Source organism: Pseudomonas sp. B12(2026), assembly GCF_057767015.1.
The window spans coordinates 146643-173625 of sequence record NZ_CM173430.1 but is presented as its reverse complement, the minus strand read 5'-3'; the positions used below and the strand labels follow the sequence as shown (position 1 = coordinate 173625).

The following is a 26983-nucleotide window of genomic DNA, read 5'->3' as shown; positions in this document are numbered from 1 at the left end:
TCTCTCCAGGGGTATCAGTACTTGCCGTAATAGCCTTCTTTCAGGGCGTCGAAGAGGTTGGCGGCGGTATGGATCTCGCCGTCGTACTCCACTTCCTCGTTGCCCTTGAGTTCCACCACGCTGCCGTCTTCGAGCTCGAAGCGGTACAGCGTCTTCTCCAGGTCCGCGTCCTTCACCAGCACGCCCTGGAAGGCCGCCGGGTTGAAGCGGAAGGTGGTGCAGCCCTTCAGCCCCTGGCGCCAGGCGTAGAGGTAGATGTCCTTGAAGTCCTCGAACGGATAGTCGGTGGGGACGTTGGCGGTCTTGGAGATCGACGAGTCGATCCACTTCTGCGCCGCCGCCTGGATGTCCACGTGCTGCTGCGGGGTGATGTCGTCGGCGGTGATGAAGTAGTCCGGCAGGCGGTGCTTCTCCTCCTCGGCGCCGGGCACCGCGTGGTTGTCCACCTGGGCGCGGTAGGCCAGCAGCTCGTAGCTGTAGACCGAGATCTTCTCCTTGGTCTTGCGCCCGGCGCGGATCAGGTTGCGCGAATAATGGTGGGCGAAGCTCGGCTCGATGCCGTTGGAGGCGTTGTTGGCCAGGCTCAGGCTGATGGTGCCGGTGGGCGCGATGGAGCTGTGGTGGGTGAAGCGCGCGCCGTGCTCGGCCAGTTCTTCCACCAGCTGCGGCGCATGCTCGGCCACCCGCTGCATGTAGCGCGAGTATCTGGCGTGGAGGATGCGGCCCGGCACCTTGTCGCCGACCTTGTAGCCATCGGCCTTCATTTCCGGGCGCTTGCGCAGCATCTCGGCGGTCACTTCGTAGTCCTGCGCCAGGGCCGGCGCCGGGCCTTTCTCGCGGGACAGTTCCAGCGCCACTTCCCAGCCCACCAGGGCCATTTCCCGCGCCACTTCCTCGGTGAACACGCAGGCTTCCGGGCTGCCGTAGCGCAGCTTGAGCAGGGTCAGCGCCGAGCCCAGGCCGAGGAAGCCCATGCCGTGGCGGCGCTTGCCGAGGATTTCCGCGCGCTGCTGCTCCAGCGGCAGGCCGTTGATCTCCACCACGTTGTCGAGCATGCGGGTGAAGACGCGCACCACCTCGCGGAAACGCTCCCAGTCGAAGCGCGCGTTCTCGCCGAAGGCGTGGCTGACGAAGCAGGTCAGGTTCACCGAGCCCAGCAGGCAGGAGCCATAGGGTGGCAGCGGCTGCTCGCCGCAGGGGTTGGTGGCGCGGATGGCCTCGCACCACCAGTTGTTGTTCAGCTCGTTGACCCGGTCGATGAGGATGAAGCCCGGCTCGGCGTAGTCGTAGGTGGAGACCATGATCATGTCCCACAGGTGCCGCGCCTTGACCCGCCCGTAGACCTTGCAGGCCACGCGGCCGTCCTCGCCCACCAGGTAGTCGTCGTGCACCGGCCAGTCGCGCCAGACCACCTGGTCGGCATCCTTCAGGTCGACTTCGTCGCGCTCCTTCTGGTGGATCGGGAAGATCAGCGGCCAGTCCTCGTCGTTCTCCACGGCGGCCATGAAGCCGTCGGTGACCAGCAGGCTGAGGTTGAACTGGCGCAGGCGGCCGTCCTCGCGCTTGGCGCGGATGAACTCGCGGACGTCCGGGTGGCTGACGTCGAAAGTGCCCATCTGCGCCCCGCGCCGCCCCCCGGCGGAGCTGACGGTGAAGCACATCTTGTCGTAGATATCCATGAACGACAGCGGCCCGCTGGTGTGCGCGCCGGCACCCGAGACATAGGCGCCGCGCGGGCGCAGGGTGCTGAATTCGTAGCCGATGCCGCAGCCGGCCTTGAGCGTCAGCCCGGCTTCGTGGACCTTCTGCAGGATGTCGTCCATGGAGTCGTGGATGATTCCGGAGACGGTGCAGTTGATGGTCGAGGTGGCCGGCTTGTGCCCCTGGGCGCCGGCGTTGGAGATGATCCGCCCGGCCGGGATCGCGCCGTTGCGCAGGGCCCAGAGGAAGCGTTCGTACCAATGCTCGCGCAGCGCCTTGTCGGCCTCGACGCCGGCCAGGGCGCGGGCGACCCGCTGCCAAGTCTCGTCGACGCTGCCGTCGATGGGTTTGCCGCTCTTGTGCTTGAGGCGGTATTTGCTGTCCCAGATATCCTGCGAGGCGGGTTGCAGGGCGAGGACTCCTTGGTCGGCGCCGCGGGGGCGCGCATCGGTCTTGGCCATCCGGGAAATAACCTCCTGTTGGTTGGGTTGCCGGCGCAATGGAGCGCGAGTAAACCCAATATGTAGACTCCAAAAACTGACGGATATCAACATGTAGTGCCGTCAGCCACCAACAAGACAACATAGACGGTTGCACGGCGAGCGCCGCGATGACTCCCGAATTCCAGACGATCGGCAGGACTTGGCAGCGGTTTCGGAAGAGGCCCGGTGCGACGATCAGGCGCGGCGGATGCGCCCGCTCCCGCGCCGGGAATGGCGCAGGCGTAGCCCCGTAGGAGCGGACCTTGTCCGCGAAGCCTTTCAGCGGGGGAGGTGCAGGAGCGATCGCGGATAAGATCCGCGCCTACGAAAGGCAACCGGCTCCGCAGGCGTCGACAGCCGGAGCCCGAGACAGGGAAATCAGAGCTTCTCCAGGCACCCGGCGAACTCGTCCGCCAGATTGCCCAGCAGGTTCTCGTAGCCCTGGGCATCCACCTTCACCGCCACGCCCAGGTCGTCCAGCTCGGCCAGGCGCACCGGCAGGCCCTGGCTCAGGGTATCGGCCAGGCGCGGGCGCAGCGGCGGCTCGCTGAAGATGCAGGACGGCCCGGCCTTCTGCAGCTGCGCGCGCATGGAGGCGACGTGGCGGGCGCCCGGCTGCACGTCGGCGGACACCGCGAACACCCCGGCGTGGCGCAGGCCGTAGGCTTCCTCGAAGTAGTCGAAGGCCTCGTGGAAGACGAAGTACGGCTTGCCGGCCAGCGGCCGCAGGCGCTGCTTCAGGCGTGCGTCGAGCTGGTCCATGCGCTCGTCGAAGGCCTTCAGGTTGGCCTGGTAGCGGCTGGCGTTGACCGGGTCGGCGATGGCCAGGTCCTCGGCCATGCGCGCGGCGATCACCTGGGCGTTGGCCGGCAGCAGCCAGAGATGGGCGTCGAGCATGCCCGGGCGGTGATCGTGGTCGTGGTCGCCGTCCTCCTCATCGTGGTCCGGGTGGTTGGACTCGCTGAAGTCGGCGAACCGGCGCAGGTGCATGCCGGCCTGGTCCTGCAGCGCCACGCTCGGGCCGCTGCGGCCTTCGAGCACCTTGGGCAGGAAGGTCTCCAGGTCCGCTCCGACCCAGTAGAACAGCTGCGCGTCGCGCACCCGGCGCACGTCGGAGGGGCGCAGCGCGTAGCTGTGCGGCGAGGCGCCCGGCGGCAGCAGCACGTCCGGCGTGCCGGCGCCGTCCTGGATCGCCGCGGCGATCAGCTGCAGCGGCTTGATGCTGGTCAGCACGCTGACCTCGGCGCGGGAGGAAAGGCTGAGCAGCAAGGTGCAGCACGCAAGCAGCAGGGCGGCGGGACGGAAGGACACGGCGGCACTCACACAGGGGGGACATGAAAGAGTAATATAATAACGTCTCTACACACGAGCGTCGCCATCGCATGTACAAGATCGCCCCCAAGACGCCTCTCGCCTGCCGCCCGCATGACCACGCCCGCTGCGTGAGCAGCGCCCTGGCCGACGCCGATGCGCTGTGCGCACGCCAGGGCGTGCGCCTGACCGAGCTGCGCCGGCGCGTGCTGGAGCTGGTCTGGCAGAGCCACAAGCCGCTGGGCGCCTACGACATCCTCGCCGTGCTCAGCGAGGAAGACGGCCGCAAGGCCGCGCCGCCGACGGTCTACCGCGCGCTGGACTTCCTTCTGGAAAACGGCCTGGTGCACCGCATCGCCTCGCTCAACGCCTTCATCGGCTGCGCCCACCCGGAACACGCCCACGAAGGCCAGTTCCTCATCTGCCGCAACTGCCGCGCCGCCATCGAGCTGGAACAGCCGGCGATCAGCGAGGCGATCCTCGCCGGCGCGAAGAGCGTCGGCTTCGCGGTGGAAACCCAGACCGTCGAGGTCGTCGGCCTCTGCGGCGCCTGCGCCCCCGGCAAGCGGGAGGCGTGATGAGCGACGCCCTGGTCCGCCTGCAAGGCGTCGGCGTCAGCTACGCCGGCCAGGCGGTGCTGCAGAACGTCGACCTGAGCATCGAGCCCGGCGAAATCGTCACCCTGATCGGCCCCAACGGCGCCGGCAAGACGACCCTGGTGCGCAGCGTGCTCGGCCTGCTCAAGCCCGACAGCGGCAGCGTCTGGCGCCGGCCGAAGCTGTCCATCGGCTACATGCCGCAGAAGCTCCACGTCGACCCGACCCTGCCGCTCAGCGTGCTGCGCTTCCTCCGTCTGGTGCCCGGCGTGCAGCGCTCCAAGGCGCTCGATGCCCTGAAGGAAGTCGGCGCGGCGCACGTCATCGACAAGCCGCTGCAAAGCGTCTCCGGCGGCGAGCTGCAGCGCGTGCTGCTGGCCCGCGCCCTGCTGCGCAAGCCCGAGCTGCTGGTGCTCGACGAACCGGTGCAGGGCGTCGACGTCGCCGGGCAGGCCGAGCTGTACCGCCTGATCGGCCGCCTGCGCGACCGCCTGCACTGCGGCGTGCTGATGGTTTCCCACGATCTGCACCTGGTGATGAGCGCCACCGACAAGGTGGTCTGCCTGAACCGTCACGTCTGCTGCTCCGGCCACCCGGAACAGGTCAGCGGCGACCCGGCCTTCGTCGAGCTGTTCGGCCAGGACGCGCGCAGCCTCGCCGTCTACCACCACCACCACGACCACGCCCACGACCTGCACGGCGAAGTGGTGAAACCCGCCTTCCCCGCCGGCACCCGCTTCACTCCGGTCCACCAGCACGGCCCCGACTGCAACCATGGCTGATTTCCTGCTCAACGCCCTCCTCGCCGGGCTGGCCCTGGCGCTGGTCGCCGGGCCCCTGGGTTCGTTCGTCGTCTGGCGGCGCATGGCCTATTTCGGCGACACCCTGTCCCATGCCGCGCTGCTCGGCGTCGCCCTCGGCTTCCTGCTCGACGTCAGCCCGACCCTGGCGGTGACCGTCGGCTGCGTGCTGCTCGCCGTGCTGCTGGTGACCCTGCAGCAGCGCCAGCCGCTGGCCGCCGACACCCTGCTGGGCATCCTCGCGCACAGCACGCTGTCGCTGGGCCTGGTGACCCTGAGCTTCATGAAGGAAGTGCGCGTCGACCTGATGGCCTACCTGTTCGGCGACCTGCTCGCCGTCAGCCAGACCGACCTGCTGTGGATAATCGCCGGCAGCGCCCTGGTGCTGGGGCTGATCTGCTGGCTGTGGCGGCCGCTGCTGGCGATCACCGTGCACGAGGAACTGGCGCGGGTCGAAGGCCTGCCGGTGACCGCGATCCGCCTGGCGCTGATGCTGCTGATCGCCATCGTCATCGCCGTGGCCATGAAGATCGTCGGCGTGCTGCTGATCACGTCCTTGCTGATCATCCCCGCCGCCGCCGCCCAACGGCATGCGCGCAGCCCTGAACAAATGGCCTTCGGCGCGAGTCTGATCGGACTGGTGGCGGTATGCGCCGGACTGTCGCTGTCCTGGTTCAAGGACACCCCCGCCGGCCCCTCCATCGTGGTCAGCGCCGCCGGGCTGTTCCTGCTGAGTTTTGTCCTGCCGCGCCGGACGGTGTAGAATTTGGTGCTTTTTTGATCAAAAGAGACCCTGACGCATGAAGTCGTTCGTCATCCGCCTGTTCTCGCTGATGGCCCTGGCGCTGGCCCTGACGGCCTGCCAGAGCACCGCGAGCGCCCCGGCCAGCAGCAGTGGCTTCGAAACCGAACTGGCCGCCGGCCGCCTGGAGTCCGCGCAGCTCGCGCTCGGCTCCGAGCAGGAAACCGCGACCCAGCTCGCCGAACGCCGCAAGCGCCTGGCCGACGCCTACCTTGAGCGCAGCCGCGCAGCCCTGGCCAAGGGCGACGTCAACGGCGCCACCGCCGCCCTGACCCGCGCCCGCTCGCTGATGCCCCGCGCCCCCGGCGTCGCCGCCGACGTCAGCGGCCTGCAGAAGCCCGCCGCCCCCGGCAACCAGCCGACCTGCACGCCGTAAGCCCACGGGCGCCCGTTCGCGGCGCCCGTTATTCCCTTTTGTTCCGTGCTTAGCTGAACAAAGATTAATCAGCCATAAAAAAGCAGGTTAAAATGCGCGGTTTTGGCTGACCGCCTACGCTCGTTGCCTGCACTCGTCCATAAAACGGCCCTGGCGGCGGGCAGCGTCTCCTCGTACCCACAAGGTTCGCTACGTGATCGAATTCCACGACGTCCACAAGACCTATCGCGTCGCCGGACGCGATATCCCGGCCCTGCAGCCGACCCGCCTGAGCATCGAGGGCGGCCAGGTCTTCGGCCTGATCGGCCATTCCGGCGCCGGTAAAAGCACCCTGCTGCGCCTGATCAACCGCCTGGAAGAGCCCAGCGGCGGGCGCATCGTCATCGACGGCGAAGACATCACCGCCCTGGACGCCGACGGCCTGCGCCGCTTCCGCCAGCGCGTCGGGATGATCTTCCAGCACTTCAACCTGCTGGCCTCCAGGACCGTCGCCGACAACATCGCCATGCCGATGAAGCTCGCCGGCACCTTCAGCCCCGCCGAAATCACCGCGCGGGTGGACGAGCTGCTCCAGCGCGTCGGCCTCAAGGACCACGCCCGCAAGTACCCGGCGCAGCTCTCCGGCGGCCAGAAGCAGCGCGTCGGCATCGCCCGCGCGCTGGCCTGCCGGCCGAAGATCCTGCTCTGCGACGAGGCCACCAGCGCCCTCGACCCGCAGACCACCGGCCAGGTGCTGCAGCTGCTGGCGGAGATCAACCGCGAGCTGAAGCTGACCATCGTCCTGATCACCCACGAGATGGATGTGATCCGCCGCGTCTGCGACCAGGTGGCGGTGATGGACGCCGGCCGCATCGTCGAACAGGGCCAGGTGGCGGACGTGTTCCTCCACCCGCAGCACGAGACCACCCGCCGCTTCGTCTTCGAGGCCGAGCGCGTCGACGAGGACGAGCAGCACGACGATTTCGCCCACGTGCCGGGGCGCATCCTGCGCCTGACCTTCCGCGGCGAGGCGACCTACGCGCCGCTGCTGGGCACCGTCGCGCGCCAGACCGGGGTGGACTACAGCATCCTCGCGGGGCGCATCGACCGCATCAAGGACCAGCCCTACGGCCAGCTCACCCTGTCGCTGGTGGGCGGTGATATCGATGCCGCCGTGGCGCAGCTGAACGCCGCTGAAGTCCATGTGGAGGTACTGCGCGCATGAATGAGTACTTTGAAGGCGTTGACTGGCCGGAGATTTGGCAAGCCTTCGTGGACACCATGTCCATGCTGGGCGCATCCCTGCTTTTCTCGGTGATAATCGGTCTTCCTCTGGGCGTACTGCTATTTGTTTTCAGCCCCAAGCAGCTTTATGCGCAGCCAGGTCTGTATCGCGTGCTGTCCGTGCTTGTGAACGTTTTGCGCTCAATCCCATTCATCATTCTTTTGGTCTACATGATCAAGGTCACGCTGCTGATAGTTGGGACTTCGTTGGGCGTCCTAGGCGCAATTCCACCACTGGTCGTCGCTACTGTTCCCTTCTTTGCCCGCCTAGTGGAAACGGCACTACGAGAAGTCGATAGAGGCATCATCGAAGCCACCCAGGCAATGGGAGCCACACCCCGCCAGATCATCTGCAACGCCCTGCTGCCAGAGGCTCGTCCCGGTATCATCGCTGCCATTACCGTTACCGCCATTGCGCTGGTTTCCTATACCGCAATGGCCGGTGTGGTTGGCGCTGGCGGACTTGGCGATCTGGCAATCCGCTACGGCTATCAGCGTTTCCAAGACAACGTCATGCATATCACCGTGGCCATTCTGGTGGTGCTCGTCCAGATCCTCCAGACCGTCGGCGACAAGCTGGTGGTCCACTACTCCCGCAAGTAACCATACGGCCCGCCGGACGCGGGCTTTTCCAGGAGCCAACAATGAAAAAACTGCTCGCCGCTTTCGCCGCCGCCGCGGCCTTTGCCGCCCCGCTGGCCCAGGCTGCCGACACCCTGACCGTCGCCGCCACCCCGGTGCCGCACGCCGAGATCCTCAACTTCGTCAAACCCATGCTGGCCAAAGAGGGCGTGGAACTGAAGGTCAAGGAATTCACCGACTACGTGCAGCCCAACACCCAGGTCGCCGAGAAGCGCCTGGACGCCAACTTCTTCCAGCACCAGCCGTACCTGGATGAGTTCAACAAGTCCAAGGGCACCAGCCTGGTGGCCGTCACCGGCGTGCACATCGAGCCGCTGGGCGCCTACTCCACCAAGCACAAGAAGCTCGACGAGCTGCCGGCCGGCGCCACCGTGGTCATCCCCAACGACGCCACCAACGGCGGCCGCGCCCTGCTGCTGCTGGACAAGGCCGGCGTGATCAAGCTCAAGGACAACACCTCGATCACCGCCACCCCGAAGGACATCGTCGAGAATCCGAAGAACATCAAGGTGCGTGAACTGGAAGCGGCCACCCTGCCGCGCGTGCTGACCCAGGTCGACCTGGCCCTGATCAACACCAACTACGCCCTGGAAGCCAAGCTGAACCCGACCAAGGACGCCCTGGCCATCGAAGGCGCCGACTCGCCCTACGTGAACATCCTGGTCGCCCGCCCGGACAACAAGGACGGCGCCGCCATGCAGAAACTGGCCGTCGCCCTGCACAGCCCGGAGGTGAAGCAGTTCATCCTCGAGAAGTACAAGGGCGCCGTCGTTCCGGCCTTCTGATCGCCGCAACAGCCGCCCCACCCGGAAAGCCCGGTCATTCGACCGGGCTTTTTCGTTTCCGCGCCCCGGGGAAACTGTCAAACCCCTGAAATAGAGCGGGTGTACAACGGGAGCCGCACAACAGATCGGTCTTCAAGGTCGCTTACCCATTACTCAGGCAGGGGTGAGCGGCCTTTTTTTATCCGCGCGTTTCATCGGGTGAAGCAGCGCCGCTTCCCTGTAGGAGCGAGCTTGCTCGCGAACGCTCTTCCGCACCAAAGCCGGGCATCGTCTACGAGGCCGTAGGATGGGTGGAGCTTGCGATACCCATCAGCGATGCCTGAAGCGGAATCGATGGGTATCGCTTCGCTCCACGCCATCCTACGGTGCGCATCGGATGGCCCCTCTCCCGCGGTTTGCGCCGCCGTTCGTCGTCATTCCGTCCTGGCGATAATCCTTTGCCCGTCACGGCCTTCCGCACCCTGCGCACTTACACTAAGTTGATGACAGTCCGGAGACCTGAGGGGTATCGCATGACATCGTCTCCCGCCCTGGATGGCCCGTTCTATCCGCCGACACTGGGGGTGCCGGAACGCTTCACCGCACAGCAACTGCGCGCCTCGCTCGACATCACCATGGGCGAACACGGCGCCGGTCCCGTGTGGCTGTTCGCCTACGGGTCGCTGATCTGGCGGCCGGAGTTCCCGGTGGCCGAGGCCCGCCGCGCGCGGGTGCATGGCTACCATCGCGGGCTCTACCTGTGGTCCCTCACCCACCGCGGCACGCCGGAAGCGCCGGGGCTGGTGCTCGGCCTGGACCGCGGAGGCTCCTGCTCCGGCTTCGCCTTCCGCCTGCCGGACGACAACCTCGACGCCAACCTCTACGCGCTCTGGGAGCGGGAGATGCCCTACGCGTCCTACCGCCCGGAGTGGCTGAGCTGCCGCCTGGACGACGGCACCCGCGTGCGCGCGCTGGGTTTCGTCCTCGAACGCCACTTGCCCAGCTACGCCGGCGCGCTGCCGGACAATATCGTCCAGCGCGTGCTCGACAGCGCCCAGGGCCATTTCGGCACCACCCGCGACTACGTCGAGCAGACCGCCAGGGCGCTGCGCGAATACGCCATGCCCGACCTCAACCTGGAGGGCATCCTGGCGCGCTGTTGCCCGCTGCCCCGGGCGCGGGAGTGAAGATTCATAGCGATTCGTTTGGCGCTAATACTGCATAAGTAAAGAATTTCTTATTCCTTAACGAATATTAAAACCCTCCCTAGAATGCCCTCTCATGACGATTCGAGAGGGCCGCTCCATGGGCAACCAACGCATCCGCTACCTGATCGTGCCGGGCTGGCACGGGTCCGACGACGCCCATTGGCAGAGCCACTGGCAGCGCGCCCTGCCCAATGCCGCGCGGGTCGAGCAGCGTGACTGGATCACCCCGCAGCGCGCCGACTGGGTCGCCGAGCTGGACCGCGCGATCCGCCGCGAGCCGGGCCGCGTGGTGCTGATCGCCCACAGCCTGGGCTGCGTCACCGTCGCCGCCTGGGCCGCCAGCGCGGAGCGCCGCGTGCTGGCCCAGGTCTCCGGCGCGCTGCTGGTGGCGCCGGCGGACGTGGAGCGGGAGACCTGCCACGACGCCCTGCGCAACTTCGCGCCGATCCCCACCCGGGCGCTGCCCTTCCCGGCGCTGCTGGTGGGTTCGGACAACGACGCCGCGTGCAGCCCGCAGCGCGCACTCGCCCTGGGCCGCGCCTGGGGCGCGGAGACGGTGATCCTGCCCGGTGCCGGGCACATCAACGTGAAGTCCGGCCACGGCGCCTGGGAAACCGGCTACCGTCACCTGTACCGCCTGCAGTACCTGGCCGACCAGCAGGCGCGCCAACGCGCCTGACGGCGCGGCCGATTCGACCAGCGCAAGGCGCCGCCCGCCGGCGGCCGCCATGCCCGCACCGCCGGCCCGAACCGCTCGCGCCGGCGCGTCCCCGTGCCGCATTGGCCGCAGTCGCCGCGTACCGGCTAAGCTCAGGGCACCCGCCGACCACACGGATTCGATCGCGCGCCCATGCAGTTTTCCGCCTACATCACCCACTTCCTGGTGCTGATCCAGCTACTGGGCATCATCGCCGCGGTACACGCCGTGCTCACCGTGCGCACTGCCCAGGGCGCCATCGCCTGGGCCACTTCGCTGGTATTCATGCCGCTGCTGACCCTGCTGCCCTACCTGGTGCTGGGCCGCAGCCGCTTCGACGCCTACATCGGCGCGCGCCGCCTGGCCAACGAGGAGATGCACGTGGCCGCCGCCGAGCTGGACTGGCGGCCCTGGGTCGAGGAAGCCCTGGCCGCGCGCCAGTACGACGGCTACAAGGGGCTCAAGGCGATGGTCGGGCTGGCGCACATGCCGACCCTGGCGAACAACCAGGTGCGCCTGCTGGTCAACGGCAAGGCCTCCTTCGATGCGATGTTCGAAGCCATCGGCGCCGCGAAGCAGGCCGTGCTGGTGCAGTTCTTCATCATCCGCGACGACGCCCTCGGCCAGCGCCTGGCCGACCTGTTGCTGGAGCGCGCGGCCAACGGCGTGGACGTCTTCCTGCTCTACGACGGCATCGGCAGCCACGCCCTGCCCGGCCGCTACATCGAGCGCCTGCGCCGCGGCGGCGTGCAGGTGCACGCCTTCAGCACCGGCAGCGGGATGATCAACCGCTTCCAGGTGAACTTCCGCAACCACCGCAAGATCGTGGTGGTCGACGGTGCGCGCGGCTTCGTCGGCGGGCACAACGTCGGCGTCGAATACCTTGGCGAGAAGCCGCCGCTGGCGCCCTGGCGCGACACCCACATCGAACTGCGCGGCCCGGCGGTGGCCTGCCTGCAGGAATGCTTCGCCGAGGACTGGTACTGGGCCAGCCACACGCTGCCGACGCTGATCCTGCCCAAGGCCTACGAAGACTCGGGGATGCTCTGCCAGGTGGTGCCCAGCGGCCCGGCGGATACCCAGGAAACCTGCTCGCTGTTCTTCGTCGAGGCGATCAACGCGGCGGTGGAGCGCATCTGGATCACCACGCCGTACTTCGTGCCCGACGAGGCGGTGGCCGCCGCGCTGCGCCTGGCGGTGCTGCGCGGGGTGGACGTGCGCATCCTGCTGCCGTCGCGCCCCGACCACCGCACGGTGTACGCCGCCTCCAGCCTGTACGCGCTGGAGGCCGTGCGCGCCGGCGTGCGGATCTTCCGCTACCAGCCCGGGTTCCTGCACCAGAAGGTGGTGCTGATCGACCGCTACAGCGCGGCGGTGGGCAGCGCCAACCTGGACAACCGCTCGTTCCGGCTGAACTTCGAGATCATGGTGGTGACCGTCGACGAAGGCTTCGCCCGCGAGGTGGAGAACATGCTGGAGGAAGACTTCGCCCAGTCGGTGGAGATGACCGTGGACGACCGCAGGCGCGTGCATCGGCTGCAGCAGCTGGGCATGCGGGTGGCGCGGCTGGTGTCGCCGATTCTCTGAGATTCCGGAGCGGCGATGTTCGCGAGCAAGCTCGCTCCTACAGGGCGGCGGCGCATTCGCTCTTGCGCACAAACGAAAACGCCCGGCTCACCCACGTGAATCCGTAGGATGGGTGGAGCCTGCGATACCCATCAGCGATGCCTGAAGCGGAATCGATGGGTATCGCTTCGCTCCACGCCATCCTACGACGCCGCAGGAGCGGGCTTGCTCGCGAACGCTCTTCCACACAACGGAAAACGCCCGGCTCACTCACGTGAATCCGTAGGATGGGTGGAGCCTGCGATACCCATCAGCAATGCCTGAAGCGGAATCGATGGGTATCGCTTCGCTCCACGCCATCCTGCGGTCCCCCCACAACGAAAAACGCCCGGCTCACTCGCGTGAGCCGGGCGTTTTCTTTTTCCAGCGCGGGGCCGTCAGGCCGGTGCGGAGGTGCGGATCAGGTGGTCGAAGGCGGAGAGCGACGCCTTGGCGCCTTCGCCGACCGCGATGACGATCTGCTTGTACGGCACCGTGGTCACGTCACCGGCGGCGAAGATGCCCGGCAGCGAAGTCTCGCCGCGCGCATCGACGATGATCTCGCCACGCGGGGTCAGTTCGAGGGTGCCTTTCAGCCACTCGCTGTTGGGCAGCAGGCCGATCTGCACGAAGATGCCTTCCAGGTCGACGGACTTGAACTCTTCCGAGTTGCGGTCCTTGTAGACCAGGCCGGTGACCTTCTGGCCGTCGCCCTTCACTTCGCTGGTCAGCGCGCTGGTGATGACTTCCACGTTCGGCAGGCTGAACAGCTTGCGTTGCAGCACGGCGTCGGCGCGCAGCTTGCTGTCGAACTCCAGCAGGGTCACGTGGCTGACGATGCCGGCCAGGTCGATGGCCGCCTCGACGCCGGAGTTGCCGCCGCCGATCACCGCCACGCGCTTGCCCTTGAACAGCGGGCCGTCGCAGTGCGGGCAGAAGCACACGCCCTTGGCCTTGTATTCCTTCTCGCCCGGCACGCCCATTTCACGCCAGCGGGCGCCGGTGGCGAGGATCACGGACCTGGCCTTGAGGCTGCCGCCGCCCTCGAACCGTACTTCGTGCAGCTCGCCGGCAGTTTTCGCCGGGATCAGCGCGCTGGCGCGCTGCAGGTTCATGATGTCCACCTCGTAGTGGCGGACGTGTTCTTCCAGCGCGCGGGCCAGTTTCGGGCCTTCGGTCTCGGTGACCGAGATGAAGTTCTCGATGGCCATGGTGTCCAGCACCTGGCCGCCGAAACGCTCGGCCGCAACGCCGGTGCGGATGCCTTTGCGGGCGGCGTAGATCGCCGCCGCGGCGCCGGCCGGGCCACCGCCGACGACCAGCACGTCGAAGGCTTCCCGGGTCGACAGCTTCTCGGCTTCGCGGGCGGCGGCGCCGGTGTCGATCTTGGCGAGGATTTCCTCCACGCCCATGCGGCCCTGGCCGAACACTTCGCCGTTGAGGTAGATGCTCGGTACCGCCATCACCTGGCGACGCTCGACTTCTTCCTGGAACAGCGCGCCGTCGATGGCGACGTGGCGGATGTTCGGGTTGAGCACGGCCATCAGGTTCAGCGCCTGCACCACGTCCGGGCAGTTCTGGCAGGACAGCGAGAAGTAGGTTTCGAACTCGAACGAACCCTGGATGCCCTTGATCTGCTCGATCACGTCGGCGTCGAGCTTGGACGGGTGGCCGCCGACCTGCAGCAGCGCCAGCACCAGGGAGGTGAATTCGTGGCCCATGGGGATGCCGGCGAACGCCAGGCCGATGTTCGCCCCCGGGCGGTTCAGCGAGAAGGACGGCTTGCGCTCGTCGCGGCCATCTTCACGCAGGGTGATCTTGTCGGTCAGACCGACGATTTCGTGCAGCAGCTCGCTCAGTTCGCGGGATTTGTCGCTGTCATCGAGGGACGCGACGATCTCGAACGGCTGCTGGACCTTCTCCAGGTAGGCCTTCAACTGGGTTTTAAGAGTGGCGTCCAACATGATTCAAATCCTCGGAATTCGAGCAAAAGGAGTCCCCGGCAAGTCCAGGGACTCGCCCTACGCACGCTTTTGGCTTTGGTAGGGAGAATGCCGGTAGGCATCCTCGGGTATTGCGTAAAACGGATCGGGAAGCGTCGTGGGCGAGTGCCCGGTGTTGCGCAGCGCTTGCCGCTGCGCAACAGCTTCCCGGCCGTTCTTAGATCTTGCCGACCAGGTCCAGGGACGGAGCCAGGGTCTTCTCGCCTTCTTTCCACTTGGCCGGGCAGACTTCGCCCGGGTGAGCGGCGGTGTACTGGGCAGCCTTCAGCTTGCGCAGGGTCTCGCCGACGTCACGCGCGATCTCGTTGGAGTGGATTTCGACGGTCTTGATGATGCCTTCCGGGTTGATCACGAAGGTGCCGCGCAGGGCCAGGCCTTCTTCCGGAATGTGCACGCCGAAGGCGTTGGTCAACTGGTGGGTCGGGTCGCCGATCAGCGGGAACTGGGCCTTGCCCACGGCCGGGGAGGTTTCGTGCCAGACCTTGTGGGAGAAGTGGGTGTCGGTGGTAACGATGTAGACCTCGGTACCGGCGTCACGGAAGGCGGAGTAGTTGTTGGCCGCGTCTTCGATCTCGGTCGGGCAGTTGAAGGTGAAGGCTGCCGGCATGAAGATCAGGACCGACCAGTGGCCCTTGAGGGACTCTTCGGTGACTTCGATGAACTTGCCGTTATGGAAAGCGTTGACCTTGAACGGTTGAACTTGGGTGTTGATCAGGTTCATTAGGCAATTCCTCGTAGAGAGTTGTCGTTTAATCGAGTGGTCGATCGTCAGGAATTCGACAGGGAGAAGATTATCGCCTGATGACAGGAAAGACCCATTGATTTAGGCCATGAACCAAATTGAGCCTCTCTATCAATGGATATATAAAAGGAAGAAGTTTCCTATCGAAACCAGCCTGCGCGTCCTGTCTGCGCAGGCGCACTGCAGAGCCCTCGCACCCGCCTCTGTCGCCGCGCGGATACCGCGCCAGGCCTGCCGCAACCCTCCTCTGCCATTCGTCGCAATTCCTGGCTGTCTGGTCAAAAAATCCCACGCGCCTATGCTTGCCTTGAGGCTCGCCGCTTTGTCCGTGCGGGCCCCGATCGATCCTGTGGACAGCCCGACGACGAGGTATCCCCATGATCCAGTTCCTGCTGGGCGACGAGCTGGTCCGGGCCGACGGCGCGGCGCCGCAGACCAGCCTGCTCGACTACCTGCGCAGCCAGCTGGCCCGCAGCGGCACCAAGGAGGGCTGCGCCTCCGGCGATTGCGGCGCCTGCACGGTGGTGCTGGTCGAACCCGACGGCGAATCGCTGCGCTACCGTGCAGTGAACGCCTGCATCACCCTGCTCGGCGCGGTGCACGGGCGCCAGGTGCTGACCGTCGAGCACCTGGCCGAAGGCGGCGTGCTGCATCCGGTGCAGCAGGCGATGGTGGACTGCCACGGCTCGCAATGCGGCTTCTGCACGCCGGGGATCGTCATGTCGCTGTTCGCCTGGCGGCACTCGCCGCCGCCGCATGACCGCGCGACGGCGCTGACTGCTCTGTCCGGCAACCTGTGCCGCTGCACCGGCTACCGGCCGATCCTCGACGCCGCCGCACGGATCGCCGCGCAGCCCTGCGCCGACCGCTTCGCCCGGAATGCCGCGCTGACCCTCGCCCGCCTGCGCGAGCTGCCCGCCACCGGCACGCTGCGGGAGGGCGACCAGCAAGCCTGGCTGCCGACCTCGCTGGATGCGCTGGACGAGCTGCTGCAACGCCAGCCCCAGGCGCGGCTGATCGCCGGCGGCACCGACCTGGCGCTGGAGGCGACGCAGAACCTGCAAACCTTCCCGGCGCTGATCCACCTCGACCGCGTGGCCGAGCTCCAGCGCCTGGAAACCCACGCCGAGCACCTGCTGATCGGCGCCGCCCGCCCCTATGCCGACTGCCTCGAAGCGCTGGACGAATTCCCCGGCGTCGCCGCCCTGCTGGAGCGCCTCGGCTCCCTGCAGATCCGCCAGCGCGGCAGCCTCGGCGGCAATATCGCCAACGCCTCGCCCATCGGCGACATGCCGCCGGTGCTGCTGGCGCTGGATGCGCGGCTGCGCCTGCGGCGCGCCGGCAGCGTGCGCGAAGTGGCCATCGACGGCTTCTTCAGCGGCTACCGCAGGACCATCCTGCAACCCGGCGAGTACATCGAGGCGGTGCTGGTTCCGCGCCTGCGCCCCGGCCAGCGCTTCCGCGTCGACAAGGTTTCCAAGCGCCGCGACGACGACATCTCCGCCGTCTGCATGGCCCTGCGCCTGGACCTCGACGCGGCCGGCAGCGTCACCGACGCGCGCCTGGCCTGCGGCGGCATGGCCGCCACGCCGCTGCGCGGTGCGCGCAGTGAAGCGGCCCTGCGCGGCAGGCCCTTCGACGCCGCCGCGGTCGCCGCCGCGCAGGCCGCGATCGCCGAGGATTTCCAGCCCATCGATGACCTGCGCGCCAGCGCCGCCTATCGCCTGAAGGTGGCGCAGAACCTGCTGCTGCGCGCACTACTGGAATGGACCCAGAGCCCTGCGGAGGTGCGCCATGCGTAGTCTGCCGCCGCTGGCCGGCAATGGCGTGACGGTCGCCGCGCACAGCGCGGGACAGGCCCGCGAACACGACAGCGCGGCGCTGCACGTGAGCGGCGCGGCGCGCTACGTGGACGATCTCAAGGAACCGCGCGACCTGCTGCACGCCGCCGTCGGCCTGACGGAAATCGCCTGCGGCGCCGTGCATTCCCTCGACCTCGACGCCGTGCGCGCCGCCCCCGGCGTGGTGGTGGTGCTGACCCTGGACGACGTGCCCGGCCTGACCGATATCGGCTCGGTATTCCCCGGCGACCCGCTGCTGGCCGGCGCGCGGGTGAAGCACCACGGCCAGGCGCTGTTCGCCGTGGCCGCCGAAACCCAGCTACAGGCGCGCCGCGCGGCGCGCCTGGCGAAGGTCGAATACGCGGCGGAAGCCCCGCTGCTCGACCCGCTCCGGGCCCGGGCCGAGGAGCGCTTCGTGCGCCCGCCGCACCACATGCGCCGGGGCGATGCCGAGGCCGCGCTGGCCGGCGCGCCGCATGTGCTGGAAGCCCGCCAATACGTCGGCGGCCAGGAGCATTTCTACCTCGAAGGCCAAGTCTCGATGGCGCTGCCCGGCGACGACGGCGGCATGCTGCTGCACACCTCCAGCCAGCACCCCAGCGAGGTGCAGAAGCTGGTGGCCGAGGTGCTGGCGATCCCGCTGGCCAAGGTCACGGTGGAAGTGCGCCGCATGGGCGGCGGCTTCGGCGGCAAGGAGACCCAGGCCGCGCCCTTCGCCTGCCTCGCCGCGCTGCTGGCGCGCATGACCGGCCGCGCGGTGAAGCTGCGCCTGCCGCGCGCCGACGACATGCGCCTGACCGGCAAGCGCCACCCCTTCCACAACCGCTACCGCATCGGCTTCGACGACGACGGCCGGCTGCTCGCCGCGCAGCTGGAAGTGACCGGCGACTGCGGCCATTCGCCGGACCTCTCCGACGCCATCGTCGACCGCGCGATGTTCCACGCCGACAACGCCTACTTCATCCCCGACGTGGCCATCTCCGGCTACCGCAGCTTCACCAACATCGTCTCGAACACCGCCTTCCGCGGCTTCGGCGGGCCGCAGGGGATGATGCTCATCGAGCGCGCCATGGACGACATCGCCCGCGCGGTGGGCAAGGACCCGCTCGAAGTGCGCAAACTCAATCTCTACGGAGGAATGGGACGCGAGCTGACGCCCTACCACCAGAAGGTCGAGCACAACCTGCTGGGCGAGCTGATCGCGCGGCTGGAGCAGAGCAGCGACTACGCCGCGCGGCGCTCGGCAATCCGTGATTTCAACGCGAACAGCCCGGTGCTGAAGAAGGGCCTGGCGCTGACCCCGGTGAAGTTCGGCATCTCCTTCACCGCCCAGCACCTCAACCAGGCCGGCGCGCTGATCCACCTCTACACCGACGGCAGCATCCAGCTGAACCACGGCGGCACCGAAATGGGCCAGGGGCTCAACACCAAGGTCGCGCAGATCGTCGCCGAGGAATTCCAGGTGCCGCTGGCGCAGGTGAGCATCACCGCCACGCGCACCGACAAGGTGCCCAACACCTCGCCCACCGCCGCCTCCAGCGGCACCGACCTGAACGGCATGGCCGCCCGCGACGCGGCGCGCACGCTGAAGAAGCGCCTGGCGGAATTCCTCGCCGAGCGCGACGGCCTGAAGCCGCAGGAGGTGCGCTTCGAACACGGCGGCGTGACGGTCGGCGACCGGCGGCTGGGTTTCGCCGAGGTCATCCAGGCGGCCTACCTCGCGCGCATCCAGCTTTCCGCCACCGGCTTCTACCGCACGCCGAAGATCTTCTACGACCGCGAGAAGGGCCAGGGCCACCCGTTCTTCTACTTCGCCTACGGCGCGGCGGTGTCCGAGGTGGAAGTCGACACGCTGACCGGCGAGTACCGCGTGCGGCGGGTGGACATCCTGCATGACGTCGGCCGCAGCGTGAACCCGGCCATCGACATCGGCCAGATCGAGGGCGGCTTCGTCCAGGGCATGGGCTGGCTGACCACCGAGGAGCTGCGCTGGGACGACGCGGGCAGGCTGCTCACGGTGGGACCTGCGACCTACAAGATTCCGGCGGCCGGCGATGTGCCCGAGGATTTTCGCGTGGCGCTGTTCGACCGGCCCAACGAGGAGGACTGCATCTACCTGTCCAAGGCGGTGGGCGAGCCGCCGCTGATGCTGGCGATCTCGGTGTGGTCGGCGCTGCGCGACGCCATCGCCAGCCTGGCGGACTACCGGCTGAGCCCGGAGCTGGATACGCCGGCGACGCCGGAGCGGGTGTTGTGGGCCTGCGAGGCGCTGCGCAAGGAGACACACCCATAACCCAGACCTGGATGGACGCCATCGCCCGCCTGCGCGACAGCGCGCAAGCCTATGTGCTGGTCACCGTGATCGGCGTGCAGGGCTCCACCCCGCGCGAGTCCGGCAGCAAGATGCTGGTCACCGCCGAGGCCACGGCGGACAGCATCGGCGGCGGCCACCTGGAGTTCGCCGCCATCGAGCACGCGCGCCAGTTGCTGCTGGCCGGCCGCGATACCCAGGCGCTGGAACACTTCCCCCTCGGCCCGCGCCTGGGCCAGTGCTGCGGCGGGCGCGCCAGCCTGCTGTTCGAGTGCTTCGCCGCGCGCGGGCCGCAGGTGCTGCTGTTCGGCGCCGGGCATATCGGCCGGGCGCTGGCGCCGCTGCTCGCCGGCCTGCCGCTGCGCCTGCAGTGGATCGACAGCCGCGCGGCGGAATTCCCCGCGCAGGCGCCCGAGGGAGTGCGGGTCCGCCTGCTCGACGAGCCGGAAGACGCGGTGAACGAGGCGCCGCCGGGCAGCTATTTCCTGGTCATGACCCACAACCATCCGCTCGACTACGCCCTCGCCGAAGCCGTGCTCAAGCGCGGCGATGCCGGCTTCCTCGGCATGATCGGCTCGCGCACCAAGGCCCAGCGCTTCCGCATGCGCCTGGAACAGCGCGGTTATGCGCCGGAAGCGATCGCGCAGTTGCACTGCCCCATCGGCCTCGCCGAAGTGCCCGGCAAGCGGCCGCTGGAGGTGGCGATTTCCATCGCCGCCCAGGTCATCGCCCGCTATCAGCAGGACGCGCCGCCGCGCCAGACGCGCGAAGGAGTCGACTGGGCGGCGCTGTGCAGCGAGGCGACGAAAAGCTGACCGACCGGCCAGCGCCCCTCGGCTCCCGCCACCGACGCTTTTTCCCCAAAGTTATCAACAGGCTGGCGGCGCCTCTCGTCCGACGCATTGCGGCGGGCGGCGCGCCGGAGTGGTCGATCAGCGCCCCGGCGCGAGGCCGGTCGCGGGCGGATTGCTCACAGACTACCCACAGATTGTCCAGAGATTTTACACCGGGTTCTCCACCGCTCCCGCCGCACCCGTAGAAAACGCCAGAAGCCAGTGACGGCGGGCCTTGCATAAGTTTGCTGAATGATCCTCCGGCGCCTATCACCAAAGAAATAGCGCGAAAGTTGCCAACAGCTTTTCCACAGCTTGTTCAAATATCGTCCAGCACTTTCCGGCGCAATTGGTCAAAAATTGAGCAGACCAGCCGAGGCCACGCAACATCGGCGCGGGAGGCTTCGGACCACAGGTTATCCACAAGCGGTTCCACGGCGATTGGGGAGAAGAATCAGTCGTCCAGCGCTTCGGCCTGGATGCGGCCGCGGCTGAGGTCGCCGAGCAGCCGTTGCAGGGCGGCCACCTGGGCGCTGGGCAGGTTCAGCGTCAGGCGCACGCCGCTGGCGCCGTAGGTTTCGTCCTCGATGCTGGCGCCCAGGGCCAGCAACCGTGCCTTGAACAGCGCGTGCTCGGCGAAGCCGCAGTCGAAGGCCAGCCGGCTGCTGGGCACCAGCTCCACGCGCGGCGCGTCCTGCAGGCATTTCGCCGCGCAGCCGCCGTAGGCGCGGGCCAGGCCGCCGGTGCCGAGCTTGATGCCGCCGAACCAGCGGCTGACCAGCACCGCCACGCGGTCCATGTCCTGCCCCTCGATGGCCACCAGCATCGGCCGGCCGGCGGTGCCGCCGGGCTCGCCGTCGTCGCTGAAGCGGTACTGGTTGCCCAGCTTCCAGGCCCAGCAGTTGTGCCCGGCGCTGGCGTCGCGGTGCGCGGCGAGGAAGGCCTGGGCCTCGGCTTCGCTGACGATGGGCGCGGCGACGCAGTGGAAGCGGCTCTTGCGGATTTCTTCCTGGTAGGAGGCGGGCGCGGCGAGGGTGAAACTCATGCCGTGGCCGGCGGCGTCAGCCCGCAGCCCTTGAGGATGATGCGGATGAGGTTGTCGCCGGCGTCGCCGAAGTCCTGCCGGGACATGCGCTTGCGGCCGGTGACGAAGGCGATCTGGGTGGCGAAGTCGGCGTAGTGCTGGGTGCTGCTCCAGATCAGGAAGATCAGGTTCACCGGGTCCACCGCGTCCATCTTGCCGGCGTCGATCCAGGCCTGGAACACCGCGGCGCGGCCGGCGAACCAGGTGCGGTAGTCCTGGCTGAAATGCGCGTTGAGGCACTCGCCGCCGCTGATGATTTCCATGGCGAACACCCGCGAGGCCTGCGGGCAGCGGCGGGAAAACTCCATCTTGGCGCGGATGTAGGCGGCCAGCGCGGTGGCCGGGTCGTCGTCAACGGTGAGGTGGTTGAAGGTGCTGTCCCACAGGTCGAGGATGTTGCTCAGCACCGCCATGTACAGCCCCAGCTTGTTGCTGAAGTAGTAATGCAGGTTGGCCTTGGGCAGGCCGACGCGCTGGGCGATGGTGTTCATGCTGGTGCCCTTGAAGCCGTGGCGAGCGAATTCCTCTTCGGCGGCGGCGAGGATGGCTTCCTCGTTCTTCTGGCGAATGCGGCCGGCGGGTTTCTCGCCGTTCTGCGCGGTATGGGCGGGCACTTGGAGGGTCATGCGGCGGGTCCGGGTCTGCGGGGGGCGCAGCATGGATAACCCAGGCGGGGCGGGCGATTCAAGCGCCCGGCGGAAAAAATCGGCTCCGCGCCGTGGAGGAACGCGGGCCCCGCCGCGCGGCGGGGCCCGGCGCGCCGTCAGAAGTGGTACTTGACCAGTGCGCTCATGGTGTTCTGGTCGGTGGTGAAGAACTGGGAGTCCTTGATGCCGTACTTGTCGGACCAGTAGTCGTACTCGATACCCACGTACAGGTGCTTGGCCTCGTAGCCCATGGCCTTGCCCAGGTCGTACTTGATCTGCGGGTTGAAGTGCAGGTTGGCGTGGTAGTCCGACTGGCCACGCTCGCTGGCGCTGGCGCTCTTGTTGTTGACGACCCAGTCCATGAAGCCGTCGAAGAGGATGTCGGAGTTGCCCACCGGGAAGGTGATGGCCCAGGCCGGGGTGATCTGCCAGGCGCCGGACGGCACGCGGTTGCCGTCGGGCTTGCGGTAGTAGAAGTTCAGCTGGAAGTAGTCGAAGCCGGGCAGCGCCAGGTCGAAGCCCGGGCCGAGCAGGTAAGCCTCGACATCGTTTTCGCCGAATTCGTAGGTGCTGGCCAGCAGCACGTCCTTGACCGGGCCGAAGGACAGGTCGGCGCCGCTGAGCTTGCCGAAGGACAGGCGCGGGCTGAACTCGCCGTAGTAGGTGTTCTTGCCGTTGGTGGCGCTTTCCTGGCCGTTGTAGTTGATCTGGTCGACGAAGAACCAGATGTCGCCCCAGGTCCAGGCGCTCGCGCTCTCGAGGGTGAAGGTCTGCTGGATCGGCGGGTCGACCTTGAAGTTCTTGCCCCACAGGTAGGTCAGGCTTTCGTTGTGCCAGATCAGCGGGCCGTCGTTGACGGTCGGGCCCGGGGTCAGGTCTTCACCGCCGGCCAGGGCCTGGCCGGCCGCCAGCAGCCCGCCGGCGAGCAGCAGGGATGCGAGAGTGCGAGTCATGCGTTGCTCCTAATCAGTGCAGTCGAATTACGTTTTTTAGTTATCAGCGGAACCTGTCCTGTCGCTCAGGTCTGGCCCTGGAAAAGCAAGATTGGCGCCAGCCCCGGCCAGGCGTTCCGCTTCTGTGCCGGATCGTCGGGCGATCCATGCTTCTTGTATGGGTTCCGCGTGGACGGCGGGCACTCGGCGACCGGCTCTGGACCGGCGGTTTCCTGACCCGGAAGACAGTTTCGTCCGTTTCCGGGGCAGCTGCATCGCCTCATCCAGCGTCGGCATGGGCGATCGCAGGGGCTAAATTGGATACACGACGCGTTTGTGTTCAAACGAATCAACACAAATTGTGTATACAATTTTTCTGTAGGAAATCTACACAGCCCCTGCGGGAAACTTCACGCGTTTTTCCGGGCGCGAATGATGCCAGAGGCGGCCACTCGCCACACGTGGAGTTTGTGCCAGACCGCCGGGCGGTTACGTCACCAGACGGCGATATGCGCGTCGGTGCGCGGCTCGGAGCCGCCGCAGAGCACACCGCTCACCGGGTCGCGCAGGATGATCTGGCCACGGCCGTAGCTGGTCAGGTCATGGGCCACCTCGACATGGTGGCCGCGGCGGGTCAGCACCGCCGCCAGGCTGCGCGGCGCGCCGTGCTCGATGCCCACGCGCTTGTCCCCCAGCCACTGCCAGCGCGGCGCGTCGAGGGCGGCCTGGGGGTTGAGGCCGAAGTCCACCAGGTTCATCACCACCTGCACGTGCCCCTGCGGCTGCATGTAGGCGCCCATCACGCCGAACGGGCCGAGCGCCACGCCGTCCTTGCTGAGGAAGCCGGGGATGATGGTGTGGAAGGTCTTCTTGCCCGGCCGCAGGCAGTTCACATGCTGCGCATCGAGGCTGAACTCCGCGCCACGGTTCTGCAGGGCGATGCCGGTGCCGGGCACCACCACGCCGGAGCCGAAGCCGTGGTAGTTGCTCTGGATGAACGAGACCATGTTGCCCTCGCCATCGGCGCAGGCCAGGTACACGGTGCCGCCGGCCTTCGGCTTGCCCGGATGCGGCTCCAGCGCCCGCGCGCCGATCAGCGCGCGGCGGCTGGCGGCGTAGCCGTCGTCGAGCAGCTCGGCCACGCTGACGCGCATGCCGTCCGGCTGGCCGATGTAGGCGCGGCCGTCGGCGTAGGCGAGCTTCATCGCCTCCAGCTGGCGGTGCCAGGTTTCCGGGCTGTCGCGGTCGCCGAAGTCGAAGCCCTTGAGGATGTTCAGCGCCATCAGCGCCACCAGGCCCTGGCCGGCAGGCGGGATTTCCCAGACGTCGTAGCCGCGGTAGTTCAGCGCGATGGGCTCGACCCACTGCGGCTGGTAGCCGGCCAGGTCGTCGGCGCGCAGGTAGCCGCCGCCGCGCTCGGCATGGGCGCCGATGCTGCGCGCCAGTTCGCCCCGGTAGAAGCTTTCGCACCGGCTTTCGGCGAGGGATTGCAGAGTGTCGGCCTGGGCCGGGTTGGCGAAGATTTCGCCGGCGAAGGGCGCGCGGCCGTCGAGGAGGAATTCGTCGAACCAGGCCTGCAGCTCCGGATGCTGCGGCAGCGCCGCGCGGAACTTGTCCAGGCCGCCCTGCCACAGGCCGGCGATCACCGGCGAGACCGGGAAGCCGTCGCGCGCCAGCTCGATGGCCGGCGCCAGCAGCTCGGCGAACGGCAGGCGGCCGAAGCGCCGCGACAGCTCCGCCCAGGCCGCCGGGCAGCCCGGCACGGTCACCGGGGTCCAGCCGAACGTCGGCATCTTCGCGTGCCCGGCGCCCTGCACCGCCTCGATGCTCAGCGTCTGCGGCGCCTGGCCGCTGGCGTCCAGACCGTAGAGGCGGCCCTTCACCCAGACCAGGGCGAAGGCGTCGCCACCGATGCCGCAGCCGGTGGGCTCGACCACCGTCAGCGCCGCCGCCGTGGCGATGGCCGCGTCGATGGCGTTGCCGCCGCGCCTGAGCATCTCCAGCCCGGCCTGGGCCGCCAGCGGCTGCGAGGTGGCGACCATCCCGCGGCGGCCGAAGACCAGCGAGCGCTGCGAGGGATAGGGGTATTCCTGGGCGGAAAAGCTGAGCATCGGCGTCCTCCGGGGGCGGCTTGAGGCGGCAGGGTAGCCCTGCCAGACTCTGCCTGCTATCGACATGCATCCAAGATATACCGATGAAAGGACAAGCTCCCGAACTGCAACGCCCGATCCCGGCGCTCGACCGCCTGCCGCGGCCGGTCTACGCCCGCGCCGAGAGCTTGCGCGCCGGCTCCTGGACCAGTCGCCACCACCACGCCTGGGTGCAACTGTCCTACGCCATCAGCGGCGTGCTCGGCGTGCACACCGCCGAAGGCAGCTTCTTCGCCCCGCCGCAGCGGGCGATCTGGATTCCCGCCTACCTCGACCACGAAGTGGTGACCTCGACCCAGGCCGAGATGCGCAGCCTGTACATCCGCGAGGACGCCTGCCCGTGGGCGCCCGAGCGCTGCCGGGTGCTGGAGGTGGCGCCGCTGGCGCGCGAGCTGATCAAGAGCTTCTGCGAGCTGCCGGTGGACTATCCCCAGGGCGACAGCGCCGAATCGCGCCTGGTGGCGGTGCTGCTGGACCAGCTGCGCACCCTGCCGGAAGTCGCCTTCTCCCTGCCGATGCCGCAGGAAGCGCGCCTGCTGCAACTGTGCCAGGCGCTGATCGAGCAGCCCACCGACAGCCAGACCCTGGGCGACTGGGCGCAGCGCATCGGCACCTCGGAGAAGACCCTGTCGCGGCTGTTCCAGCGCGAGACCGGGATGACCTTCCGCCTCTGGCGCCAGCGCCAGCGCCTGCTCGCCTCCCTCGGCTCGCTGGAAGCCGGCGACAGCGTCACCGCCGCCGCGCTGGACTGCGGCTATGACTCCACCTCGGCATACATTGCCGCGTTCAAGGGCCTGTTCGGGTTCACCCCGGGGGAGCTGTTTCGCCAGCGGTGAGGGCGGCGGGACTGGATACCCCCGCAGGAACCTGAGCGTTTTTTGTAGGAGCGGACCTTGTCCGCGAAATCCCGGCAAAGCCGGGATCAAGAGCATCGCGGATAAGATCCGCTCCTACGAGAGCGCCAGCGCCAGCGCCAGCGCCCCGCTTTGGCTTTGGCTGTAGCTCTTGGACTTCCAGAGAAACCTCCGCACGCACCGAAGCGCCCCTTCAGGAGGCCGAGTGGAATCGGAGTTTCAGGGGTCGAGCGGCATGGATGCCGCGAGAGCGTCGTCGGGCCAGGGATGGCCCGTCGACGCGGGCCCCTGAAACTCCGATGGAGCGAGGGAAGTCCCGCGAAGCGGGACCCGGATGCAGGGGCAGAGACCTTTGCCTCCTTTGGGTCGTTTGCCAAAGGAGGTCGCCCGAGGGGGCGAAACAAAATCTCTCAGCACACGCCGAAGCGGCGCAGAAACGCCGAACAACAAGAGCATCGCGGAGAAGCTCCGCTCCTACGAAAGCGCTGCCCCGTAGGAGCGGACTTCGTCCGCGATCAGCCCTGGTTCGCGAGCAAGCTCGCTCCTACAGGGAGAGCAAAAGCCCTTGCCCTGGCCATGGCCATGGCCCCGCTCCCCCATGGTTTATCCTTCCCAATCCCCATCCCCCGCTGGAGCCCCACCATGACCCTCCCGAAATCCGCCCTGATCATCGGCGCCTCGCGCGGCCTCGGCCTGGGCCTGCTGCGCGAGCTGCTCGATCGCGGCTGGGACGTCACCGCCACCGTGCGCGACGCCGCCCACCCCGGCGAGCTGGCCGCGCTGCCGGTGCGCGTCGAATCGCTGCTGCTCGACGACGTGCACTCCCAGGACCGCCTCGCCGAAACCCTCGCCGGCTCGCGCTTCGACCTGGTCTACATCAACGCCGGCATCTACGGCCCGGCGCACCAGTCGACCATCGACGCCAGCCTCGCCGACGTCGGCCAGCTGTTCATGGTCAACGCCGTGGCGCCGCTGCGCCTGGCCGAGCGTCTGCTGCCGCGCATCGACGGCGAGCGCGGGGTGCTGGCCTTCATGACCTCGGAGCTTGGCAGCGTCGCCGGCAACGAATCCGGCGGCATGGCGCTGTACCGCGCGAGCAAGGCGGCGCTGAACTCGCTGACCCGCAGTTTCGTCGCCGAGCTGGGCGAAACCGGCCTCACCGTGCTCAACCTGCACCCCGGCTGGGTGCGCACCGACATGGGCGGCGAAGCGGCGCCGCTGGACGTGGAAACCAGCGTGAAGGGCCTCGCCGATCAGGTCGAAGCCCACGCCGGCCGTGGCGGCCAGCACTACCTCGACTACCTGGGGACGACGATCGACTGGTGACGGTCCGCGCCGT

Annotated in this window: 23 protein-coding genes; 15 read left to right on the top strand and 8 right to left on the bottom strand. The window is 67.9% G+C overall.

Going from position 1 to position 26983, the window contains the following annotated elements:
- Nucleotides 1-14 precede the first annotated feature (14 nt).
- Nucleotides 15-2162: an adenosylcobalamin-dependent ribonucleoside-diphosphate reductase gene (locus AC3B6A_RS00810; RefSeq protein ID WP_488400430.1), complete on the bottom strand. Its 2148-nt coding sequence runs from the start codon at nucleotides 2160-2162 to the stop codon at nucleotides 15-17.
- Nucleotides 2163-2561: 399 nt separating this feature from the next.
- Entirely contained in the window at nucleotides 2562-3494 is a 933-nt protein-coding gene (znuA, locus tag AC3B6A_RS00805) for a zinc ABC transporter substrate-binding protein ZnuA (RefSeq protein WP_488400429.1), read from the bottom strand.
- A gap of 71 nt (nucleotides 3495-3565) precedes the next feature.
- Between znuA and zur the strand changes: the two genes are divergently transcribed.
- The 10 genes from zur to cls all read left to right on the top strand — a co-directional run bounded on the left by zur (nucleotide 3566) and on the right by cls (nucleotide 12229).
- A complete protein-coding gene (gene zur, locus AC3B6A_RS00800) occupies nucleotides 3566-4072 on the top strand; it encodes a zinc uptake transcriptional repressor Zur (protein ID WP_488400428.1) in 507 nt (168 codons plus the stop codon).
- Entirely contained in the window at nucleotides 4072-4872 is an 801-nt protein-coding gene (gene znuC, locus AC3B6A_RS00795) for a zinc ABC transporter ATP-binding protein ZnuC (RefSeq protein ID WP_488400427.1), read from the top strand. The genes zur and znuC overlap by 1 nt, the downstream gene beginning before the upstream one ends.
- The gene (znuB, locus tag AC3B6A_RS00790; protein ID WP_488400426.1) at nucleotides 4865-5653 is read left to right on the top strand and encodes a zinc ABC transporter permease subunit ZnuB; all 789 of its coding nucleotides are present in this window, start codon (nucleotides 4865-4867) and stop codon (nucleotides 5651-5653) included. The genes znuC and znuB overlap by 8 nt, the downstream gene beginning before the upstream one ends.
- A 37-nt stretch (nucleotides 5654-5690) precedes the next feature.
- Nucleotides 5691-6068, top strand: coding sequence for a hypothetical protein (locus tag AC3B6A_RS00785; protein WP_488400425.1), 378 nt, complete (start codon nucleotides 5691-5693; stop codon nucleotides 6066-6068).
- A 193-nt stretch (nucleotides 6069-6261) separates the two neighbouring features.
- The gene (locus tag AC3B6A_RS00780) at nucleotides 6262-7272 is read left to right on the top strand and encodes a methionine ABC transporter ATP-binding protein (protein ID WP_488400424.1); all 1011 of its coding nucleotides are present in this window, start codon (nucleotides 6262-6264) and stop codon (nucleotides 7270-7272) included.
- Nucleotides 7269-7934: a methionine ABC transporter permease gene (locus AC3B6A_RS00775; protein ID WP_488400423.1), complete on the top strand. Its 666-nt coding sequence runs from the start codon at nucleotides 7269-7271 to the stop codon at nucleotides 7932-7934. The genes AC3B6A_RS00780 and AC3B6A_RS00775 overlap by 4 nt, the downstream gene beginning before the upstream one ends.
- Nucleotides 7935-7975: 41 nt before the next feature.
- Nucleotides 7976-8758: a MetQ/NlpA family ABC transporter substrate-binding protein gene (locus AC3B6A_RS00770; protein WP_488400422.1), complete on the top strand. Its 783-nt coding sequence runs from the start codon at nucleotides 7976-7978 to the stop codon at nucleotides 8756-8758.
- Nucleotides 8759-9270: 512 nt separating this feature from the next.
- Nucleotides 9271-9924: a gamma-glutamylcyclotransferase gene (locus tag AC3B6A_RS00765; protein WP_488400421.1), complete on the top strand. Its 654-nt coding sequence runs from the start codon at nucleotides 9271-9273 to the stop codon at nucleotides 9922-9924.
- Between the two features lie 118 nt (nucleotides 9925-10042).
- Nucleotides 10043-10624 (top strand): alpha/beta hydrolase, encoded by a 582-nt coding sequence (locus AC3B6A_RS00760; RefSeq protein ID WP_488403747.1) that lies wholly within the window; start codon nucleotides 10043-10045, stop codon nucleotides 10622-10624.
- Between the two features lie 171 nt (nucleotides 10625-10795).
- On the top strand, nucleotides 10796-12229 hold the full coding sequence (gene cls / locus AC3B6A_RS00755; RefSeq protein ID WP_488400419.1) for a cardiolipin synthase: 1434 nt from the start codon (nucleotides 10796-10798) through the stop codon (nucleotides 12227-12229).
- A 416-nt stretch (nucleotides 12230-12645) separates the two neighbouring features.
- Here cls and ahpF read toward each other — a convergent pair whose 3' ends face one another.
- On the bottom strand, nucleotides 12646-14211 hold the full coding sequence (gene ahpF, locus AC3B6A_RS00750) for an alkyl hydroperoxide reductase subunit F (protein WP_488400418.1): 1566 nt from the start codon (nucleotides 14209-14211) through the stop codon (nucleotides 12646-12648).
- A gap of 196 nt (nucleotides 14212-14407) precedes the next feature.
- Complete coding sequence (ahpC, locus tag AC3B6A_RS00745) at nucleotides 14408-14971, bottom strand: alkyl hydroperoxide reductase subunit C (RefSeq protein ID WP_488400417.1); 564 nt, start codon at nucleotides 14969-14971, stop codon at nucleotides 14408-14410.
- 398 nt (nucleotides 14972-15369) lie between these two features.
- Here ahpC and xdhA point away from each other — a divergent pair, with 398 nt between their 5' ends.
- From xdhA to xdhC, 3 genes are read left to right on the top strand one after another with little or no spacing between them, the layout of a single operon-like run.
- Nucleotides 15370-16794, top strand: a complete 1425-nt coding sequence (xdhA, locus tag AC3B6A_RS00740) for a xanthine dehydrogenase small subunit (RefSeq protein ID WP_488400416.1) — start codon at nucleotides 15370-15372, stop codon at nucleotides 16792-16794.
- On the top strand, nucleotides 16787-19126 hold the full coding sequence (gene xdhB / locus AC3B6A_RS00735; RefSeq protein WP_488400415.1) for a xanthine dehydrogenase molybdopterin binding subunit: 2340 nt from the start codon (nucleotides 16787-16789) through the stop codon (nucleotides 19124-19126). The genes xdhA and xdhB overlap by 8 nt, the downstream gene beginning before the upstream one ends.
- 11 nt (nucleotides 19127-19137) lie before the next feature.
- Nucleotides 19138-19959 (top strand): xanthine dehydrogenase accessory protein XdhC, encoded by an 822-nt coding sequence (gene xdhC / locus AC3B6A_RS00730; RefSeq protein WP_488400414.1) that lies wholly within the window; start codon nucleotides 19138-19140, stop codon nucleotides 19957-19959.
- 472 nt (nucleotides 19960-20431) lie between these two features.
- On the opposite strand, the gene AC3B6A_RS00725 is transcribed toward xdhC, so the two are convergent.
- From AC3B6A_RS00725 to AC3B6A_RS00710, 4 genes are all read right to left on the bottom strand, one after another.
- A complete protein-coding gene (locus AC3B6A_RS00725; protein WP_488400413.1) occupies nucleotides 20432-21022 on the bottom strand; it encodes an IMPACT family protein in 591 nt (196 codons plus the stop codon).
- The gene (locus AC3B6A_RS00720) at nucleotides 21019-21687 is read right to left on the bottom strand and encodes a TetR/AcrR family transcriptional regulator (RefSeq protein ID WP_488400412.1); all 669 of its coding nucleotides are present in this window, start codon (nucleotides 21685-21687) and stop codon (nucleotides 21019-21021) included. The genes AC3B6A_RS00725 and AC3B6A_RS00720 overlap by 4 nt, the downstream gene beginning before the upstream one ends.
- Before the next feature lie 137 nt (nucleotides 21688-21824).
- Nucleotides 21825-22661, bottom strand: coding sequence for an outer membrane protein OmpK (locus tag AC3B6A_RS00715; protein ID WP_488400411.1), 837 nt, complete (start codon nucleotides 22659-22661; stop codon nucleotides 21825-21827).
- A gap of 473 nt (nucleotides 22662-23134) precedes the next feature.
- Complete coding sequence (locus AC3B6A_RS00710) at nucleotides 23135-24751, bottom strand: gamma-glutamyltransferase family protein (protein ID WP_488400410.1); 1617 nt, start codon at nucleotides 24749-24751, stop codon at nucleotides 23135-23137.
- Nucleotides 24752-24828: 77 nt separating this feature from the next.
- On the opposite strand from AC3B6A_RS00710, the gene AC3B6A_RS00705 reads away from it, so the two are divergent.
- Together AC3B6A_RS00705 and AC3B6A_RS00700 are read left to right on the top strand one after the other, a co-directional pair.
- A complete protein-coding gene (locus tag AC3B6A_RS00705) occupies nucleotides 24829-25626 on the top strand; it encodes an AraC family transcriptional regulator (protein WP_488403745.1) in 798 nt (265 codons plus the stop codon).
- Between the two features lie 660 nt (nucleotides 25627-26286).
- A complete protein-coding gene (locus tag AC3B6A_RS00700; RefSeq protein ID WP_488400409.1) occupies nucleotides 26287-26970 on the top strand; it encodes an SDR family oxidoreductase in 684 nt (227 codons plus the stop codon).
- The last annotated feature ends 13 nt before the right edge of the window (nucleotides 26971-26983 follow it).

Bases quoted from the DNA above. Each gene is read 5' to 3' on its own strand.
- AC3B6A_RS00715 (WP_488400411.1), bottom strand. From the start codon at position 22,661: ATGACTCGCACTCTCGCATCCCTGCTGCTCGCCGGCGGGCTGCTGGCG.
- znuB (WP_488400426.1), top strand. From the start codon at position 4,865: ATGGCTGATTTCCTGCTCAACGCCCTCCTCGCCGGGCTGGCCCTGGCG.
- ahpC (WP_488400417.1), bottom strand. From the start codon at position 14,971: ATGAACCTGATCAACACCCAAGTTCAACCGTTCAAGGTCAACGCTTTC.
- xdhA (WP_488400416.1), top strand. From the start codon at position 15,370: ATGATCCAGTTCCTGCTGGGCGACGAGCTGGTCCGGGCCGACGGCGCG.
- cls (WP_488400419.1), top strand. From the start codon at position 10,796: ATGCAGTTTTCCGCCTACATCACCCACTTCCTGGTGCTGATCCAGCTA.
- AC3B6A_RS00720 (WP_488400412.1), bottom strand. From the start codon at position 21,687: ATGACCCTCCAAGTGCCCGCCCATACCGCGCAGAACGGCGAGAAACCC.
- AC3B6A_RS00810 (WP_488400430.1), bottom strand. From the start codon at position 2,162: ATGGCCAAGACCGATGCGCGCCCCCGCGGCGCCGACCAAGGAGTCCTC.
- AC3B6A_RS00765 (WP_488400421.1), top strand. From the start codon at position 9,271: ATGACATCGTCTCCCGCCCTGGATGGCCCGTTCTATCCGCCGACACTG.
- xdhC (WP_488400414.1), top strand. From the start codon at position 19,138: ATGGACGCCATCGCCCGCCTGCGCGACAGCGCGCAAGCCTATGTGCTG.
- AC3B6A_RS00700 (WP_488400409.1), top strand. From the start codon at position 26,287: ATGACCCTCCCGAAATCCGCCCTGATCATCGGCGCCTCGCGCGGCCTC.
- AC3B6A_RS00770 (WP_488400422.1), top strand. From the start codon at position 7,976: ATGAAAAAACTGCTCGCCGCTTTCGCCGCCGCCGCGGCCTTTGCCGCC.
- znuC (WP_488400427.1), top strand. From the start codon at position 4,072: ATGAGCGACGCCCTGGTCCGCCTGCAAGGCGTCGGCGTCAGCTACGCC.
- AC3B6A_RS00775 (WP_488400423.1), top strand. From the start codon at position 7,269: ATGAATGAGTACTTTGAAGGCGTTGACTGGCCGGAGATTTGGCAAGCC.
- AC3B6A_RS00760 (WP_488403747.1), top strand. From the start codon at position 10,043: ATGGGCAACCAACGCATCCGCTACCTGATCGTGCCGGGCTGGCACGGG.
- zur (WP_488400428.1), top strand. From the start codon at position 3,566: ATGTACAAGATCGCCCCCAAGACGCCTCTCGCCTGCCGCCCGCATGAC.
- AC3B6A_RS00710 (WP_488400410.1), bottom strand. From the start codon at position 24,751: ATGCTCAGCTTTTCCGCCCAGGAATACCCCTATCCCTCGCAGCGCTCG.
- AC3B6A_RS00785 (WP_488400425.1), top strand. From the start codon at position 5,691: ATGAAGTCGTTCGTCATCCGCCTGTTCTCGCTGATGGCCCTGGCGCTG.
- xdhB (WP_488400415.1), top strand. From the start codon at position 16,787: ATGCGTAGTCTGCCGCCGCTGGCCGGCAATGGCGTGACGGTCGCCGCG.
- AC3B6A_RS00725 (WP_488400413.1), bottom strand. From the start codon at position 21,022: ATGAGTTTCACCCTCGCCGCGCCCGCCTCCTACCAGGAAGAAATCCGC.
- ahpF (WP_488400418.1), bottom strand. From the start codon at position 14,211: ATGTTGGACGCCACTCTTAAAACCCAGTTGAAGGCCTACCTGGAGAAG.